This is a genomic window from Denitromonas halophila (genome assembly GCF_007625155.1).
GTDB classification, from domain to species: Bacteria; Pseudomonadota; Gammaproteobacteria; order Burkholderiales; family Rhodocyclaceae; genus Nitrogeniibacter; species Nitrogeniibacter halophilus.
Map to the genome: position 1 here is coordinate 369,487 of NZ_VMNK01000003.1, position 18,503 is coordinate 387,989.

At 64.8% G+C, this 18,503-nt stretch carries 14 protein-coding genes; 5 read left to right on the forward strand and 9 right to left on the reverse strand.

All coding sequences use genetic code 11. From position 1 onward, the window contains the following. Window positions 1–144 precede the first annotated feature (144 nt). Window positions 145–1,014 (reverse strand): YicC/YloC family endoribonuclease, encoded by an 870-nt coding sequence (locus FHP91_RS03860; protein ID WP_144308331.1) that lies wholly within the window; start codon window positions 1,012–1,014, stop codon window positions 145–147. Window positions 1,015–1,104: 90 nt separating this feature from the next. On the opposite strand from FHP91_RS03860, the gene FHP91_RS03865 reads away from it, so the two are divergent. The 5 genes from FHP91_RS03865 to hemW all read left to right on the forward strand — a co-directional run bounded on the left by FHP91_RS03865 (window position 1,105) and on the right by hemW (window position 5,581). Further along, complete coding sequence (locus FHP91_RS03865) at window positions 1,105–2,052, forward strand: serine/threonine protein kinase (protein ID WP_144308332.1); 948 nt, start codon at window positions 1,105–1,107, stop codon at window positions 2,050–2,052. Continuing rightward, a complete protein-coding gene (locus tag FHP91_RS03870) occupies window positions 2,049–2,969 on the forward strand; it encodes a PP2C family protein-serine/threonine phosphatase (RefSeq protein WP_144308333.1) in 921 nt (306 codons plus the stop codon). The genes FHP91_RS03865 and FHP91_RS03870 overlap by 4 nt, the downstream gene beginning before the upstream one ends. A gap of 82 nt (window positions 2,970–3,051) precedes the next feature. Continuing rightward, window positions 3,052–3,771: a ribonuclease PH gene (gene rph / locus FHP91_RS03875; protein WP_144308334.1), complete on the forward strand. Its 720-nt coding sequence runs from the start codon at window positions 3,052–3,054 to the stop codon at window positions 3,769–3,771. A gap of 2 nt (window positions 3,772–3,773) precedes the next feature. Next, the gene (rdgB, locus tag FHP91_RS03880; RefSeq protein ID WP_144308335.1) at window positions 3,774–4,376 is read left to right on the forward strand and encodes an RdgB/HAM1 family non-canonical purine NTP pyrophosphatase; all 603 of its coding nucleotides are present in this window, start codon (window positions 3,774–3,776) and stop codon (window positions 4,374–4,376) included. After that, the gene (hemW, locus tag FHP91_RS03885; protein WP_144308336.1) at window positions 4,373–5,581 is read left to right on the forward strand and encodes a radical SAM family heme chaperone HemW; all 1,209 of its coding nucleotides are present in this window, start codon (window positions 4,373–4,375) and stop codon (window positions 5,579–5,581) included. The genes rdgB and hemW overlap by 4 nt, the downstream gene beginning before the upstream one ends. Window positions 5,582–5,704: 123 nt before the next feature. Here the strand turns inward: hemW and FHP91_RS03890 are convergent, their stop codons facing one another. The 8 genes from FHP91_RS03890 to sppA form a co-directional block, all read right to left on the reverse strand. Beyond that, on the reverse strand, window positions 5,705–6,682 hold the full coding sequence (locus tag FHP91_RS03890) for a DUF6708 domain-containing protein (RefSeq protein ID WP_144308337.1): 978 nt from the start codon (window positions 6,680–6,682) through the stop codon (window positions 5,705–5,707). Between the two features lie 337 nt (window positions 6,683–7,019). Next, a complete protein-coding gene (locus FHP91_RS03895; protein WP_144308338.1) occupies window positions 7,020–7,763 on the reverse strand; it encodes a hypothetical protein in 744 nt (247 codons plus the stop codon). Window positions 7,764–7,916: 153 nt separating this feature from the next. Beyond that, entirely contained in the window at window positions 7,917–8,933 is a 1,017-nt protein-coding gene (locus tag FHP91_RS03900) for a DUF6708 domain-containing protein (protein WP_144308339.1), read from the reverse strand. Beyond that, the gene (locus FHP91_RS03905; RefSeq protein WP_144308340.1) at window positions 8,930–12,037 is read right to left on the reverse strand and encodes a T6SS effector BTH_I2691 family protein; all 3,108 of its coding nucleotides are present in this window, start codon (window positions 12,035–12,037) and stop codon (window positions 8,930–8,932) included. The genes FHP91_RS03900 and FHP91_RS03905 overlap by 4 nt, the downstream gene beginning before the upstream one ends. Further along, window positions 12,034–13,050 carry a hypothetical protein gene (locus tag FHP91_RS03910; RefSeq protein ID WP_144308341.1) on the reverse strand — a complete coding sequence of 339 codons (1,017 nt, stop codon included), beginning with the start codon at window positions 13,048–13,050 and terminating at the stop codon, window positions 12,034–12,036. The genes FHP91_RS03905 and FHP91_RS03910 overlap by 4 nt, the downstream gene beginning before the upstream one ends. Before the next feature lie 4 nt (window positions 13,051–13,054). Then, window positions 13,055–16,033, reverse strand: coding sequence for a type VI secretion system Vgr family protein (locus FHP91_RS03915; RefSeq protein WP_222105098.1), 2,979 nt, complete (start codon window positions 16,031–16,033; stop codon window positions 13,055–13,057). Between the two features lie 183 nt (window positions 16,034–16,216). Then, a complete protein-coding gene (locus FHP91_RS03920; RefSeq protein WP_144308342.1) occupies window positions 16,217–16,603 on the reverse strand; it encodes an MliC family protein in 387 nt (128 codons plus the stop codon). Window positions 16,604–16,677: 74 nt separating this feature from the next. Next, window positions 16,678–18,486 carry a signal peptide peptidase SppA gene (gene sppA / locus FHP91_RS03925; RefSeq protein WP_144308343.1) on the reverse strand — a complete coding sequence of 603 codons (1,809 nt, stop codon included), beginning with the start codon at window positions 18,484–18,486 and terminating at the stop codon, window positions 16,678–16,680. Window positions 18,487–18,503 lie beyond the last annotated feature (17 nt).

Genomic DNA, 18,503 nt, shown 5'->3' on the forward strand with positions numbered 1-18,503 from the left:
GTCATTCGGCCGCCTCATGTGACTTCGCATCGGGGGGGCAAGGACACAAGGACGCCGCCACGGCCGATCGCCCCCCTGGCCCAGCAGAATGGTCAAAAAAAGACCGCATCCACTGCGGTCTTTTCTCTCTTCGTATCCAACACATCACTCGATGTTCTGTACCTGCTCGCGCATCTGCTCGATCAGCACCTTCATTTCCATTGCCACCGCCGTCACATCGGTCGCAGCGCTCTTGGAGGCCAGGGTGTTGGCCTCGCGGTTGAGTTCCTGCATCAGGAAGTCCAGCCGCTTGCCTGAGATGCCGCCCTTCTTGAGAATGCGCGTCACCTCGTCCAGGTGGGTGCGCAGGCGATCGAGTTCTTCATCGACATCGATGCGCTGGGCGAACAGCGCCACTTCCTGACGGATGCGGTCTTCATCGAGCGTGGCCACCGCCTCGCGCAGGCGCTCGGTCAGCTTGGCCTGATAGGCCTCGACCAGCACCGGCATCTGCGGCGCGGCACGCAGCACCAGCTCACGCATGCCGTCGACCCGCTCGCGAATGATGCCAGCCAGCTTGGCGCCTTCGCGCTGACGGCTGGCGAGGAACTCGTCAATCGCCGCCTCGGCCATCTCGCGGATCACCGGCATCAGTTCATCAAAGCCGACGCTGTCGTCGGCCATCATGCCCGGCCAGCGCAGCAGTTCGGACACCGACAGCGCCTTGGCCTGCGGAAAAACCACCTGCGCCTGGGTCTGCGCGGCCTTCAGTTGTTGCAATAAAGCGCCGTTGAGAGACATCTCGGCCGCGCTTGCGGCATCATTCTTCTGCAAATAAAGACGACATTCGACTTTGCCCCGACTCAGGCGCGCAGTGAGCATTTCGCGCAGCGCGGGTTCGGCGAGCCGGACATCATCGCCCAGGCGAAAGGCCAGATCGAGGAAGCGGGAATTGACACTGCGCAGTTCAATATGAAGACTGACCCTGCCCAGTTCGCGGTGTTGGACCGCAAAGCCGGTCATACTGAGTATCATCTGGGACTCCGGTGCCCGGTGTCGATGTGCTTTACACCACCCACGGCACACAAGAAAATGCTGTGAAAACGGAATTTTAGCCGCCCCTTCATGCCCCCTCAAGTTAATCAGGCACTGCCTTCCGGTTTTCAGCTGGACCAGTACCGCATCGAGCGGCAACTGTCGCTGGGGGGGTTCTCCATTGTGTACCTCGCGTATGACGCCGAGGGAACGCCCGTTGCGATCAAGGAATACCTGCCCAATTCGCTGGCCTTGCGCGGTGAAGGCGAAGTGGAGCCCAAGATATCGGCGGAGAATGAACCGGCCTTTCGCTACGGCATGAAGTGCTTTTTTGAAGAAGGGCGCGCGCTGGCCAAGCTGATGCACCCCAACGTGGTGCGGGTGCTCAACTTCTTCCGCGCCAACAACACCGTCTACATGGTGATGCAGTTCGAGCGCGGCCGGACCCTGCACGAGTATGTGAACAAACACCGCGATGTGCTGCGCGAACGATTCCTGCGCGGCGTGTTCACCCGCATGCTCAACGGCCTGCGCGAAGTGCATGCGCACAAGTTGCTACACTTGGATATCAAGCCCTCCAATATCTATCTGCGTCTGGACGGCACGCCGGTGCTGCTCGATTTCGGCGCGGCACGCCAGACCCTGATGACCGGCCAGCCGATGCTCAAACCCATGTACACACCGGGTTTCGCGTCGCCCGAGCAGTTCGCCGGGCGCGAGCATCTCGGGCCGTGGAGCGATATCTACAGCGTAGGCGCCAGCATGTATGCCTGCCTGGCCGGCAGTGCGCCGCCGCGCTCGGACGAGCGCACCACCAAAGACACCTACACGCCCGCGGCCAAGGCTTTTGCCGGTCGCCACAGCGAGCAACTACTCGACATCATCGACTGGTGTCTCCATCTTGACCCCCTCGCCCGCCCTCAAAGCGTCTACGCTTTACAAAAAGCACTGGTCCAGCGCGGACCCGACGAGGCCATGCCGGCCTCGTGGTTTTCCGACGTGGGGAGCCGGCTCAAAACCTTCATTGGTCGCTCATGAAATTCACCATCTACCAAGAAAGCCGCATCGGCAAGCGCGCCTCCAACCAGGATCGCATCGCCTATTGCTACTCGCGTGACGCCTTGTTGATGGTTGTCGCCGACGGCATGGGCGGACACCTGCATGGCGAGGTGGCGGCGCAGATCGCGGTGCAGTTCATCACTCAGGCCTTCCAGCGCGAAGCCCAGCCACTGGTGGGCGATCCGGTGCTGTTCCTGTCGCACGTGATGACCAACGCGCACCACGCCATCCTCGACTACGCCTTCGACAAATACCTGCCCGAAGCACCACGCACCACGGTGGTCGCCTGCCTCATCCAGAACGGCCAGGCCTACTGGGCCCATGCCGGCGACTCGCGCCTGTACCTGCTGCGCAAGGGCGAGGTCGAGATGCAGACCCGCGATCACTCCCGCGTGCAGCTGATGCTCGACCAGGGCCTGATCGACGCCGAAGGGGCCGCGGTGCACCCCGGACGCAACCGCATTTACAGCTGCCTGGGCGGCAATCACTCACCGCAGGTCGAGTTCTCGCGCCCGACACCGCTGTTTTCAGGCGACATCCTCGCGCTGTGCACCGACGGCGTGTGGGGCCCGGTCGGCACCGAGCCGCTCAAAGCGCGGCTGCTCGACGGCAGGCCGCTCATGAAGAGCATCCCCAAACTGCTCGATGAAGCCGAAGAGCGCGGCGGCGCGCATGCCGACAACCTGTCGATGATCGGCCTGCTGTGGCTGCAGGACTTTGCCGAAACCCTGCCCGACACCGTGTCCACCCAGACCATGGCGATCAGCAGCTTCACCACACAAATGGAAAGCTTCGAGCGCACCGCCGGCAGCGGCGCCCAGGATCTGACCGACGACGAGATCGAACAGGCCATCTCCGAAATCAACGTCGCCATCAAGAAATTCACCTCCGACTGAGGCCCGCGCCTCCCACCGGCAGCCGGCGTGCGCGCCGCTGCCGCCGTCGGCCGTCTCACCCCTTTCACACAGGATTTGCCCCATGCGTCCCAGCCAGCGACAGCCCCACCAACTCCGCGACATCCGCATTACCCGAGGCTTTACCAAACACGCCGAAGGCTCGGTGCTGATCGAATTCGGCGACACCCGTGTGCTGTGCACCGCCAGCGTCGAAGAGTCCGTTCCCGGCTTTTTGCGCGGCAAGGGCACCGGCTGGCTGACCGCCGAATACGGCATGCTGCCGCGCGCCACCCACACCCGCGGCGCCCGCGAAGCGGCCAAGGGCAAGCAAAGCGGCCGCACGCAAGAGATCCAGCGCCTGATCGGCCGCAGCCTGCGCGCGGTGGTGGACATGAACGCCCTCGGCGAGCGTCAGGTGATCATCGACTGTGACGTGCTGCAAGCCGACGGCGGCACGCGCACAGCCGCCATCACCGGTGCCTGCGTCGCGGTGCACGAAGCGCTCGATGGCCTGGTGCGCCGCGGCCTGCTCACCACCAACCCGATGCGCGAACTCGTCGCTGCGGTGTCGGTCGGCATGGTTGACGGTGTGCCGGTGCTCGATCTGGACTACCCTGAAGACTCGGCCTGCGACACCGACATGAACGTGGTGATGACCGCCAGCGGCCATTTCGTTGAAGTGCAGGGCACCGCCGAAGGCCACGCCTTCACCCGCGCCGAACTCAACGCCCTGCTCGACCTGGCCACCACCGGCATCGCCGAACTCAACGCGCTCCAGCGCGACGCGCTGGCACAGGATTAAGCATGTTTGACACCGTCGTTCTGGCCAGCGGCAACGCCGGCAAGCTGCGCGAATTCACGGCCCTGCTGGCGCCACTGGGCATCACCGTCCGCCCGCAGTCCGACTTCGATGTGCCCGAAGCCGACGAGCCCTATGCCACCTTCGTCGAAAATTCGCTCGGCAAGGCCCGCCACGCCGCACAGCACACCGGCCTGCCCGCGCTGGCGGATGACTCCGGCCTGTGCGTCGACGCGCTGGGCGGCGCCCCCGGCATCCACTCGGCGCGCTATGCCGGCGAACCAAAATCCGACGCCCGCAACATCGACCGCCTGATCGCCGATCTGACCGGCGAGGACGACCGCCGCGCCCGTTTCGTGTGCGTGCTGGCCCTGGTGCGCAGCGCCGACGACCCACAGCCGATCATCGCCGAGGGCGAGTGGCACGGCCGCATCCTCGACGCGCCGCGCGGCACGCACGGCTTCGGCTACGACCCGCTGTTCTGGCTCGACGACCTGCAACAAAGCGCCGCCGAACTCGACCCGGCGCTCAAGAACATGCTCAGCCACCGCGGCAACGCCTGCCGACACCTGCTCGAACGCATCCAGGCCCTGCAGGCACAACCGTGAGTGAACGCCGCATCATCCCGCTGCGCCCGCAACGCCCCACCCCGCCGGCCACGCCACAGCTGAGCGCCCCGCCGCCGCTGTCGCTCTACATCCATTTCCCGTGGTGCGTGCGCAAGTGCCCCTACTGCGACTTCAACTCGCATGCGGTGCACCAGGACGGCATCCCCGAGTCGGCCTATGTCGATGCCCTGATCGCCGACCTCGAAGCCGCGCTGCCCGACGTGTGGGGCCGGCGTGTGCTCAGCATCTTCATCGGCGGCGGCACGCCCAGTCTGATCAGCGCCGAAGGGCTCGACCGCCTGCTCACCGCCGTGCGCATGCTGCTGCCGCTCGACCCGATGGCCGAGATCACGCTGGAGGCCAACCCCGGCACCGTCGAGGCCGCACGCTTTGCCGGCTACCGCGCCGCCGGCGTCAATCGCCTGTCGCTGGGCATTCAAAGCTTTGAAGACCGCTACCTGCGCGCGCTCGGCCGCATCCATGCCGGCGCCGAAGCGCACAAGGCCGCCGAGCTGGCGCTGACCCACTTCGAGTCGGTCAACTTCGACCTCATGTACGCCCTGCCCGGCCAGAGCCTGGACCACCTCGCCGCCGACCTGCGCACCGCCATCGCGCTCGCCCCGCAGCACCTGTCCTGCTACCACCTCACGCTCGAACCCAACACGCCCTTCCACCACAGCCCGCCGGCCAAACTGCCCGATGGCGACCTCGCCGCCGACATGCAGCAACTCGTTGAAACGATGCTCGCCGAGGCCGGCTACCAGCACTACGAAACCTCGGCCTTTGCCCAGCCCGGCAAGCGCTGCCGGCATAACCTCAACTACTGGACCTTCGGCGACTACCTCGGCATCGGCGCCGGCGCCCACAGCAAGCTCTCCAGCCACACCGGCGTCGTCCGCCAGATGCGCCACAAACATCCGGGTGCCTACCTGGCGGCGCACGGCCATGGCGATTTCGTGCAGACCGAGCAAGGCATCGGCGTGGCCGACCTGCCCTTCGAATTCATGATGAACGGCCTGCGCCTGATCGACGGCATCCCCACCGACCTGATGGAAGCGCGCACCGGCATTGCGCTCGATGTCATCGAGGCCAAGCTGATCGCCGCGCGCGAGCGCGGCCTGCTCGAGGTCAGCGGCGACACGCTGCGCCCGACGCTCAAGGGCCAACGCTTCCTCAACGATCTGCTGGAGATGTTCCTCGACTGAGGCTGTACGGGAGCTTGGCGCAGCGGCGGGGTCCCGGCCAGCCGGTGTTTGATTAACACCCGCGCGTCTTGAAGCGTCCTGGCGTCGGTAAACACAGCCAGGGCATGACCCGCAGCGCCAGCCTTACGCCTGCCCCGCCAGCGGCTCGCCCACCGCATCGAGCACTTCCCGAGGCCATTGAACGGGCATAGAGGTCTTGTAGGCGAGGTAGTTGCCGATGCCGGACAGGAAGATCATCGGGCCGAAGACGGGGAACAGCAGGATGACCATCCACGGGATGAGCGAGCCATCGCGGAACCACTGCCGGAACCCGCCGCCTTTGTAGTGCGCCGCCTGCTTGACACCTTCCCACATGGTTTCAGGGCGTCCAACGACGGCCAGCGGCTCGCCCCGCACCACATGCTGCCCACCTTCTTCCATGAAGCGCCGGATGTGTTCATAGAAGGCCGATGCCAGTCCTTCGTTGAATACAAGAGAATTGCCCAGCGTAAAGGCGTCGATGGGGGTGTCGTCCTCGGCACTGCGGCGCACGACGAACCATAGCGAATGCTGCCGCTTGGCGACATTGGGGCCCACGGCGGTCTGAACATGCAACTCGGCGTCGACCAGATCCCAGTCGTATTCGAGCGCCACCGTCGGCCAGGGCTTGAACAAGCCCTTGAGGCCCGACTGGGTGTAGCGCGTGATCCGGTACACCTTGCGGTGTTTGCGGTCGAAGATGACGGGGAGGTCTTCGGGGGCGAAGAGTTCTAGGCGGATGCCCCAGAGGGGGATAACCACAACCGAAACAAACATCATGCCGAGCAACACGACTATGCCGACGTACCCAAACCAAACGTCAAATTCTGCTGCGGTAATCAGCCCATATACGCAGAAAGCCCCCAACATCAACGCCGACACACACACCCAAAAGAACGCCAACCCCCGCGCGCCCGTCCCGGTCCGCGTGTACTCAACCGCATCCGCATACGTCCGCTTTACCCACCCCATCGACATCCCGTTCTCGTGCGCACGGGTGCGTTTGTCGAAGCGCTTGACCACGCCAGAGAAATTGGCGGCTTCCTTGGGCGGGGCTTCGGGTTCAGGGAGATCCGCGCTCACCTGCTGCTCGTGGTGCTCCCCGTGCCGATAGAGTCTCAATGTCGTCATGGCGCGATGTTAATGGGTTTCTCCAGAGCAGGATTCAAGCTTGGTGTCGTCGCGCTGCCGTCCTGGACCTTGGTATCCGCCTCGGTCACCACATTCAGCGTCTCCATCAGCGCCGAGTACTCCGCCGGCCAGTCGCCCTTGGCAAAGGGCTTACCATCGCCGCAGTTCCGGCAATAGGTAGGCCGGCCTTACTTCCGCCCTCCCCCAGATCTGGAGGCAATCGTGCAGTGCCCGGTGGCGAGTCTGCTGGCCGCTCGTTGAAGTCCATGACCACGCACGACACGGGATGTCATCCGGTAAACCACGGCAAATCCCGGTCGAGATCATCGCAAACATGCGGCCGTGTCATCCAGGGCTTGCCAAACAAGCCTCTGTAGGATGTCGTGCAGTACGTTGTGTCTGCTCGCCAGGGAGGGCGAACGTTCCACGGAGGTCGCGAGCTTGATGTTTGCTGTACCAGATTCGACCATGCGCTCGCCTTGAAGCGACGAAATCGCCCCGTATCAGCAACAAATTCCGCCTCATAACGATACAGGACACCCGCTTTTGAAGCACTGTAACCCAGTGCGCGCACGGTGGTGGCTCTTACGGTCACTTTAACGGGACTGCTGCCTGAGACACGATTGAGACGATAAAAGAAACCATCCCCGAACGATCCAAAAAGCACGGAATAGCCAACCAGTCCAACCAACGCGAACCCGAAAGCCTCGGCAACCAAGGAACGATGCGTAGTGCGAAATGCGTATCCGAGAAGCCCCAGAAGGAGAAGCAAAAAGTAGCCGACCAGCCACGCCACGGGAATGTAGTCCACCTCATCGGTTGGTTGATAGTCGACAATAAGGGCAAAGACAGGCGCGGCAACTATGAATACCAGCCCAGGCAGCAAGAATAAGCAGAACCAAAGCAGGATCACATTCATGGTCGGAAGCACGGCATCATATTCGGCACGCTCTACCTTTACCCTTGCGAGTTCTGCCGCTTGTTCGGCCGCAAACCGTTTCCGTGCGCGCCCTGCCGACTTTTTGCGTAGCAAAGACCTATGCTTGCTTCCCGACATCGAATCAGAGAATCTCGAATAGCCGACGAACACACCCTTGGGACCGCGGCATGCGAGGCTTGGAAACACAACGCATGACGCCAATACCGGCGCGGTGCAGTAAATCCGCATGGAACGAGTTGCGGCAACTCACGTCAGCGGCTCACCCACCGCGTCACGCACTTCAAGGGGCCATTGCACGGGCATAGAGGTTTTGTAGGCGAGGTAGTTGCCGATGCCCCACAGCGGCAGCATGATCAAATAGGCTGGCGAAGCGACTGCGAGCACGAACGCGTAGAACGGCTCCTCTCTCACCCAGCGGAAGAACGAGCGGCCTCGCAAGGGGGACACCTGTGCGATCCCTTCGCGGACGGTCTTGGGGCGCAATACCTTCGCCAGCGGCTCCCCCCGCACCACATGCCGCCCGCCTTCTTCCATGAAGCGCCGGATGTGCTCATAGAAGGCCGACGCCAGCCCTTCGTTCAACGCGAAGGGATTGCCCAGCGTAAAGGCGTCAATCGGCGTGTCGTCATCCACACTGCGGCGCACGATGAACCACAGCGAGTGCTGCCGCTTGGCGATACCCGGCCCTACGGCGGTCTGTACGTTCAGTTGGGCATCGACCAGATCCCAGTCGTACTCAAGCGCCACCGCCGGCCAGGGCCTGAACAAGCCCTTGAGACCGGGCTGGGTGTAGCGCGTGATCTGGTACACCTTGCGGTGCTTGCGGTCGAAGATGACAGGGAGGTCTTCGGGGGCGAAGAGTTCTAGGCGGATACACCAGAGGGGAAAGATTATTGACATGCCAACGAATAGCGCCACGAACGCTACAAGCAGGACAACATCAAACACCCCGTCAGTACGCAAGAAATCGCTGACAGTTAGAACGCCGATCGACCCAAATCCAAAAAAACCAACACACCCCCAGAAGAACAACAGCCCACGGACCCCATCCCCAGCCCGCGTACACTCAAATGCATCGGCGTACGTCCGCTTCACCCACCCCATCGACATCCCATTTTCATGGGCACGGGTATGCTTGTCGAAGCGCTTTGCCACGCCCGAAAAATTGGCGCTATTCTTAGGCTGCGCAGGCGTTGCAGGCAGTTCATCCGTGATCTGCTGCTCCGGGTGCTCCCCGTGCCGATAGAGTCTCAATGTCGTCATGGCGCGATGTTAATGGAATTCTCCAGTGCAGGATCCAAGCTTGGTGTCGCCGCACTACCGTCCTGGACCTTGGTGTCCGCCTCGGTCGCCACGTTCAGCGTTTCCATCAGCGCCGAATACTCCGCCGGCCAGTCGCCCTTGGCGAAGGGGTCGCCATCGCCGCCGCCGGTGCCGAAATAGGTGCGCCGAATCCAGTTCTGCAAGGGTGTTGGAGTCATGAGGATCGCGCCCACCTCGAAGATCAGCCCGGCCCCGAGCAGGATCAGGCCCCATCCACTGACGGAGATCCCAAACAGGGCCGCTGTACCTTCCGCGCCAAATCGCATCGCAATGGCCCGGACTGCCGCGCCGCCCGCGCCCCTGGCGACCATGCGATCTGCCACAACGCCGGCCGATAAAAGTGTGTATGCCCCTCCCATACCAACAAACGAGACAAACGACGCACGATACATAGACGCGACTTCTGCATCCCCCCGCCCTTCCGCATCCCCCGCCTTCGCCCAAGCCGACACCCCATTCACCACCCCCGCAATCGCCCCCAGGAAGTAGGCAAGGCCGGCCAGGGTCGTGAGCGGGGTGCTCTCCGCCACCACAATCGGCGCCCGGCTGCGCGCCTCCATCGCCGCTTTGGTCACCACCCCCGACAACTCGAGCAAACCGCCCGTCACCCCGGCGCTGGCATCGGCCATGCCGTACCAGGCGTTGCGAACCTCGATAGCGTCTTTGGCATTTTCGAGGTTGTTCAGATTGCTCATCACCCCGGCAGCATTGATGATGATCACCCCCAGCGCCAGGCGCCCGTCCAGGCTGCGCATCGCCGCCTTGGCGCCGCTGAACGCTTCGCCGATGCCGGCCGAGGCGCGCGCCACGGCGCGCGATTGCGCCTGATAAAGTTCAATGAACTTCTCTTCGGAGAGCACCACCGTGGCGGCTGCCGCACCCGCCTGTTGCGCCCGCGAGGCACCGCCGAGCTTGATCTCGCCATTGCCGTGTTCGATCAAGGCCTTTGTGTCACCACCCATCTCGGCCAGGGTCTTGGTGTCGGTCAGCACGCTCATGGTGATGTTCTTCTGGCCGCCGCGTTTGAGTCGCTTGAGTTGGTTGCGCGAAACGCCCATGTCGGCGTCCGCGCGCCCGCGCAGCAGGTCCATGGCTTCGTCGATGGGCATGCTTCGGTGGATGAGCACCGGCGTTCTGAGCCCGCCGCCTTGCACCACCCCTTGCAATGCCATGTCCAGCGTCTGGCGCACCATGTGGATCGATTGGACCTTGCGCAGCAGGGCTTTGCCGGCAGCCGAGTCCATCGGCAAGTGCGCCAGGCCGCTGGCCCCGGCGGCGATGGCCGAGGCGGTCTTGGGGTCGATGAGCGCGGCTGCGGCACCGGTGACGCTCATGGCGATGCTGGTGGCGTAGCCGCCCAATGCGTCGCCGAGCCAGCCGAAACGTTTGGTGAGCGCGGCGGCGGTGGCGCCCATCTTGCCTTCGGCCGCTTGCTGGACGACGCCCTTGCCCAGGTCGAGGAGCTTGTCGTTGCGGTTCTCGTGCAGGTGTTCTCCGATGGCGGCGCCGTCCTTGAGCGCATACACCTGGTCACTGGCGGCGATGATCTCGGCCTGGTTGCCGACCAGCGCCCGCAGCAGCAAGGCGTCGGGGTTGGCCGCTTCTTTTTGCAGTTCGGCCACCCACTGCGTCAGCGCCTTGCCCCGCGTGTAGGGCTGCGGGGTGAGCGCGGCGTCGACCTCGGCGGCGTAGATGAGGCCGGGGCGGTGGGCCATGCGCGGGTTGTTGGGGTCGGATGGGTCGTAATGGCGCTCGAAGACGCGCTTGAAGGCCGGGCTCTGGCGGGCGCCCAGCCAGTCCAGTTCGTAGGCTTCGAGTGGCTTGAAGTGGGTTGTTTCGAGCCGTTTGTCGAATGTGTCGATCCACGCGGCGCGTTTTTCCTCATCGTAGTACTTGCTCATGCGCGACCAGGTGGCTTCGGTTTGGCGGCGGGCCCAGGCCTCGGCGCGCTCTTCGTGGTCGGGGAAGACCACCCGGCCTTGGCCGTGACCGTACTTGAGGCGGTTCTCGCGAGTGTCGGGCAGGGGCTCCCAGCGCGTGCCCTCGGGCCAGCCGCGCGGGTTGGGCCGCACGCGCATGATGTCCTTGAACTGCCCCCCGCTCATGACCTGAGCGACGGTATCCCAACCGCGCGCCAGATTGCCATCGAGCATCACCGACTTGAGGCCCATGAGGGCGTTGGAACTGTTAAGCGCGTGGATGTTGTCAGGCTTTTCCAGTTCGGTCAGTGCGAGCGAGTAGCGGCGCAGGCGCAGATCGTTCAGCTCGATGGCGAAGCCCACCGGGTCGGCCAGCACCAGGCCAAATTGCTTGCCGGACGTCTTGGGGTGGGCGGCGGCGATGTTGTTCAGTGCGCTCGCCCAGTCGGAGACCTGCGCCGACGGTCCGTTGCCGGCCGCGTCGGTCAGCGCGACGAACGGGAAGCGGCTCAGCGCACCGCCCCTGGCCGTCTTGAACCTGGGGATGGCGCACTCGGCCACGTAGGCATTGAGTGACGGCGCATCGGCATCGAAGCTGTTGGCGGGGCGCTCACCACCGAGAATGGCCGGCACGTCGATGCATTGCATCACCGCCGGGTCGGCCTTGTTTTGCTGCTTGATCGCGTCCGACCACAAGTTGGCACTGAAGGCGAGCCACACCTTGCCCGTCTTGTGGGCCTGGGGAATGTGCAGACTGCGCAGCGTCGCCTGGCTGTGGCCTTGTCGCTGGCACACCACCTCGCCGGCCGTGTTGATCATGTCGGCCATCTCGAGCGGGATCAGCTCGGCCTGATCGGTGACATGGTAGATCTGCCAATGCCTGCCGGCCGACAGGGGCTTTTCGAAGTAAACATGCAAGTAGCCCTTGCGCAGCAGGCGCAGCACGGGGCGGGCGGTGGTGGGCGAGATGCCGGGGTGCAGACCGGAAACCAAGGTGGCGGCGTCGCGCAGCATGTCTGCCACCACCGGCGCGACCGCAATTTCCTTGGCGACCGGCGACGGCCGGAACAGGGCAATCGACAGTCCGCTCTTGGCGCAGACCTCGCACGTCGGGTTCTTGCTCATGAGTTCTCTTCCAGCGTGGGCGAATGCGATGCTTCGAGACGCATTCGCACTGCCACGTCGAATGCGGCGTCAAATAACAGATGAAATGCTTCGGCCGGCTCGCCCGGCCCTTCGGGATGCGCGGGGTCGCCTTGCCGGAGCAGCATTTCGATGCTCCGCTGTCCCGACAGGTCGCCAAACAGCAGATAAAGCAGCGCCCACGCCTGACGGTCGGCGCTGTCCTGAAATCTGGCGGGCCACTTTATGCTCATCGTCCCGGCATGAGCCAAGGCACGTTCAACACGATCGAAATCAGTGCGTGCATCCGACGCCATGCCGATCCAGCGCGCACGAACCGGGTGGATGTCCATGCCAAGCGCAAGGCGCGACCATGCCACCGGCGGTATGACGAGCGCCTTGTCGGTCGTGGGCTCTGTCCTTGAAAGCCGTTCGAGCTCCCCTGCGTCGTCGAGCCAGACCCACTGGCTCAGCGAGGGCAACCGTGATCCGATCGACTGCTCACCCAATACATGTCTGAGCAGTGCCAGGACACGACGGTCCGCCATGCGAAGGTAACGCGCCGGCCGGGCAACACCGCCCTGGGTGCACAGGCGGCACAAGCGCGCAATTTCTCCACACAGCACTTGCGGATCCCGGGCGCTTTGCAACCAGCCACCGATCCGGTACGGCGCCGCCCCCTGCGTCAATGCCCGCGCGCGCTCTTCGAATGCGATTCGCGCCGAGTTTGGCAGCGCCTGTGTCACTGGATCAACACTCACGAGATACGGATGTCGATGCGCTTCGAGTTCGATCGTCTCGTCGAGCACCAGAGCGAACACCGCCCCCTGCCATGCCTTCGAGCGCATGCCATTGAGTTCGTCAAGACCAGCGCATTCATTCGCCGCCTCGACAAGCTCAGGCAAGGGCTCGCCCAACATTGGATCGACGAGCACGAAGGTGGGTACGACGGGATCCAGTTGACTCGTCAGCTTTGCCGACAATGATTCGGAGGTGATATCGGTGATGTGGTTCATGTCGTTATATGGCCGTAGCGCCCGACGCGCCCGCCTGCGCAGCGACCGCCGCACATACCCGCAAATCCCCCGCCTTCGGCAGGCTTCCGCCCACACTGCTCGACTTCGGTCCAGTCAGATTCTTCATGCTCGCCTTGAGCTTGACCGGCCCCGGTGCATGGAGGCTGATGTTGCCGCCTTCGAGCTTGAGATACGCGCCGCCCGCGGTGGCCAGAAGGTGGGTTTTGGCGCTGGCCTTGAGGTTGGCGCCGGTGCTGGCGAGCGTGACGGTTTTGTTGGCGGCGGCGCGTAGTTGGCCGCTTTGCGCTTGTACGCTGACTTTGCCGCTGGCCGCGTGCAGGGCGATACCGGTCTCGGTGTTGGGTTTGTTGCCGCCGGCCTTGCCGACGGTAAACAGGGCGATGCCGTCCTTGACGGCGAGGCTGTGATTGCCTTGGGCGACGAGGTTGATGTCCTGGCCGGCGAGGCTGAGGGTTTTGCCGGCAACGAGGATGGCACTGGCCGGGGTGAGTTGGGCGATGCCGGCCGGGGCGCTGTATTGCAGGCGCGGGGCGGACCAGGCGGGGACGGTGCCTTCGCCGCCGGCAACGGTTTTGAAGCTGGCATGGCCGGTCCTTGATTGGCCGGATGAGTCCGGCCCGACGGAAGGGTGGCCTTGCGCGACGGTGTGGGCGGATGCTCCTGGCGCGGTGGCGGCCGGCTGTAGGGCGGGTTTCAACCCGCCATTGGCGCTTGAGCCGCGCGTGGCCGTGGCGCCGAGGGTGTCGATGCCACGGCTGAGCCCTTCGCTGACCGGGAGCTGGTCTGCCGCTGCGTCGCCGGCCAATGCGGCGTTTTGTTTGGCCGCCACGTCGGCGAGCGCGATGGTGAGCGATTTGCCGTCCTCATGCTGCGACAGGGCCTCACGGCTATCCAGATGCGTGCCGCTGGCCCCCGGCCGTGCATCGGCGCTGATGAGCAGGCCGCTGCCGGCGCGCACGGCGACGGCGGCGTGGGTGGTCAGCTCGGCACCGTGGCCGCGGTCTTTGAGGCGGGCATTGTCGTGTTGTTGTTTGAGATGGCCAAGGTTCAGGGTGCTGGCGTATTCGGTGCTGCCCAGGCTGATGCGCGGCTCGCCGGGGGTGTCGTCGAAGATGAGGTGGTTGGCGCCACCCTGGCCGTGGCGGCTCGCGCTCAGTTGTTGGGTCTTGAGGCCGGAGAGGCTGGCGTTGTGGCGATGGGGTTCGGCGGCTCGCCCGGCGAAGAAGGCGGGGGCGTTGGCACTGGCGGCCATGGTGGCGGCGCCGAGCCGGTTGCCGGGGGCGTCGTCGTTGCCTTGGCCGTTGTAAAGCGCGCCGATGATGACCGGGCGGTCGATGTTGCCGTGGTCGAAGGCGACGAGCACTTCCTGGCCGGGTCGCGGCGTCCAGTGACCGCCCCAGTTGGCGCCAGCCGCGGGGCTCATGACGCGCACCCAGGCGCCGAGGGCGTCGCTGGCGGGGGCGTTGTCGTGCTCGGCGCTGTCGAAGCGATTGGCACTGTGGCTGCCACGCTGCCAAGGAAACTGGACAAGAATGCGCCCGTCGCGATCGGTGTGCGTGGGGGTGCCGGGGCCGACGACGACGGCGGTGAGGGCGCCGTAGACGGTGGGGCGCGGGTGAATGTGGCGGCCGTGGCCGTCGGCCATCAAGGGGCGCCAGGGGATGTGGCTGCGGATGGCACGGAAGTGGTTGCGATAGAGCTCGACGGGGGGTGTGCTGTGTTCGGAGGCGGTGCGGCCGGATGAATCCGGCCCGACGGATTTGTGCCCTTGCGGGGCAGCGGCAGCCTTTTGTAGGGCGGGCTTCAACCCGCCATCGGTACCTGAAAGGACCGAATCGGTGGTCGCACTGGCGCCGCCGGGAATGTGCTCGTCCAGATTGTTGCGGGCGCAGTGGATGATGTCGGTAATGACGAAGTGGCGCGACTCGGGCGGGTCGAACTCATGTTCGGCGTGCTCGACGAGGGTGAAGGCGCTGGCTGGCGCGGCGGTGCGCACGGTGCCCTGGCCGAGGAACTGTTTGGCGCGCGCGTCGATCGCTTCGCGCTGGGCGCGCAGCATGCGTTCGCCGTGGGCACGGTCTTGCCAGGCGTATTGGCCAGGGTCGTCGGTTGCCGCCAACCTTGGGCTGTGGCCGTTGTCGATGCGGCTTTCGTCGTGCTGATCGCGGGGGTCGAGGCTGCGGTAGTCCCAGCTGCCGGCGGCGAGCACGGCGGTATCCAGCCGGCGAATGCCATGCCAGCGGTCGACGCTGTCGTCGCGCATCGTGGCGCCGGGCTGGGTGAAGCGGAACACGGGTTGCGGGTTGTCGGTGAAGGCCGCGTTGTGGTCGCTGATGACGAGGGTATGCTGGCCGAAGGCGGAGGTGTCATCGACGGCGTGTTCGAACCAGCAGAACAGGCCCTCTTCGGCCAGCAAACGACGCACGAAAGCCAGATCGCTTTCCTGGTACTGCGTGGTGGTGCCGCGCTTGGGGTAGCGCGCGGGGTCGGCGAGATCCCAGCGCCAGGCGGGGTTCAGGCAGCCCTGCCCCACCCAGCGGGAGAACACGGCATCGACAATCTCGATGACACTGCGCTGCTGGAAGATAAAGCTGTCCTGGCGATGAGCAAGAAAGGCCAGCCAGGGCTCAATGATGAGTCGATAGCGGCTGAAGCCCCCATTGGCGCCTAGCCTGGAGATGGCGGTGATGTGGCCATGAAAGGGGCGGGCTTCGACGCGGGACAGCGCGGTTTGCAGATCGAGTCGGGCCGGCTGGCCGAGCAAGGCGTCGAGTGCCAGGTGGGCATCTTCACTGACCGCCGTGAGCGCGATACGCAGGCCGCTGTGCTCGCTCAGCGGGCCGATGGCTTCGTGGATGGTCGCCGTTTCGGCGAGCAGCACATCGTTGCCCGCGGGCGTCGTCAGGCGCATCAACCGCCGATGCTGTGTCCAGCCGGCGGAGGGGGGAAGGCGTAGTTCCATGGGACGACGTCGGCGGCTCGAATAAAATGAGCGCAAATGATATCGTCATTACCACGTCACCAACAAGTATGCCGAAGTTCTAAACTATCGAATACCGAGCGGCCGCCAATCTATACGCTTGGCATTTTCACGCATACCTCGAGATCAGCCGTCGACAAAAAGCCTTGCGTCCGCCGATGCGCGTCAGACCGGCTTGCAGTCACTCGCCAGCGGTTTGCCCTTGCGGTCGTCGAGCAGCACGCTCTTCCACGGCAGATCAATCCATACCAGATCACTGCTCGCGCTCTCGTAGCGCGGCAGGCCCGAGGCCGAGGGATTGCGCGCAAGCGCGACCAACTCGCCATGCCAGCCGACATTGATGCGGTTGCGGTCTTCGGCGCTGCGGAAGACATCGACGCTCTGCCCGGCGTCGCAACGATAGCGACCACTGCTCAGGACAAACTCCATCTGCCCAGGCTCGCCAGTGACCGGATCGGGCGGCGGTGCTTCCACCACCGACGCGGGTGGCGCAGAACTACACGCCGCCAGCCACACAGACACACTCAGAATCGCCAGCCATTTCGCCGCCATTACCCCAACCTCTTTTTCGTCATATGGCCGATCAGAGTACCCCCTGATCGGCCGGCAAACTGCAACAAAACGCTTCACGGTGCGAGCGGCGCGCATTGGCAATGCGCGTAAAGATGATCGGGGTCGTTCCAGCTCAGCATCTCGAACGCATCGCGACGAAGCTGCGCGAGCCATTGCCCGCCCACCGCACCAGAGGCCGGTGACAGCTCGGGCACCAGCTGTTGAAGCAACTGAAGACGCAGCGGCAGCGGTATGCTGGCCTCGACCCTGTGATAGCTGCTCAGCCCGGCGAGACGCGCCGCGGCGGCCACGGCCTGATCCAGGCCACCGAGCTGATCGACCAACCCGCGCGCCTTGGCCTCGCGCCCCATCCACACCCGGCCCTGCGCCACCGCATCGGCGGCATCAACGCTGATGTTGCGCGCGTCGGCCACGCGTTGCAAAAAGCGATCATAGGTGTGATCAACCCCCATCTGCAGCGCGGCACTCGCGTCGTCCGACAGCGGGCGACGCGGGTCGAGCGCGCCAGCGAGCGGTGCGGTGGCGACGCCATCCACATCCAGACCCAGGCGCTGCAGCGGCGCGGACACATCGGGGAACAGGCCGAAGACGCCGATCGAGCCAGTGAGCGTCATCGGCGCGGCCCAGATCTCATCGGCGCCGGTTGCGATCCAGTAACCGCCGGAGGCGGCGACCGAGCTCATCGAGGCCACCACCGGTTTGCCCGCGTCGCGCAGCGACTGCATGGCGAGCCGAATCTGTTCGGACGCAAAGGCGCTGCCGCCCGGGCTGTCGATGCGCACCACCACAGCGCGCACCCGCGGGTCGTCACGCAGGGCATGGAGCATGGCCACGGTGGGGTCGCCGCCGACTGTGCCCGGCGGGCCGTCGCCGTCAACGATGGCGCCTTGGGCCGTCAGCACGGCAATCGCCTCGCCCTCATCGGGCGTCCAGCCCTGGGTCGCGGCGAGATAGCCGTCGATATCAACACGCGCAGCCGCAATCTGCACCGGATCCAGCCCGAGCTCGGTGTGCTGGAAACGCGCCCAGGCGTTGTCGTCCATCAGGTCGTCGACCAGGCCCTGCGCCTTGGCCATCCGCGCGGTGTCGCCACCGGCCGCGGCCATCAAGCGGCGATAGTCGATCACGTAATCGTCCACCACCGCCGGCGCGATCTTGCGCGCGGCGGACACATCACTGCGCAACTGACTCCACACCGTATCGAGCAACTCGCGGGTCACGGCCCGATCTTCGGGCGACATGTCACTGCGTGTGTAGGGCTCGACGAAGGATTTGTATTTGCCGGCGCGAAACACCTGAACTTTCACGCCGAGCTGGTCGAGCGCGCGCTTGTAGTAGGTGCCATAGCGTGCCAGGCCCTGCATCAGCACATAGCCGTCGGGGGCGAGCACGATGCGGTCGGCGGCCGTGGCCAGGTAGTACTGCGCCTGGTTGTAGCGGCGGGCACGGGCAACGACCGGCTTGCCACTGGCCTTGAAGGTGGCGATCTCGTCGCGTATCGCGGCCAGCTTGGTGATCGGCGCCGGGCCGAGGCGGTCGGTTTCGATCACCAGCGCGCGGATGCGCGAATCGGTCGCGGCGCGACGGATGGCGACCAGCACATCGTCGAGCACCACTTCACCCACACCGCGCCCGCCTTGCAACAGGTCGGCAGGCGCCGGCGGCGTGGCGGCTTCGACCAGCCGGCCTTCTGGCGCGAGGAAGAGCACGCTGCCATCGGCGATGTCGGGCCCGCGGCTCAACCACCAGGCCAGCGCGATGGCGGTGACCAGCAAGAGCAGGATCAGATTGGCCAACAATCGACGCAGGCCGTCGATCAATCGCCAGACGCCACGAAACGGTGCAGTCAGAAAACGCCACATACGTGCCTATCCTCGGG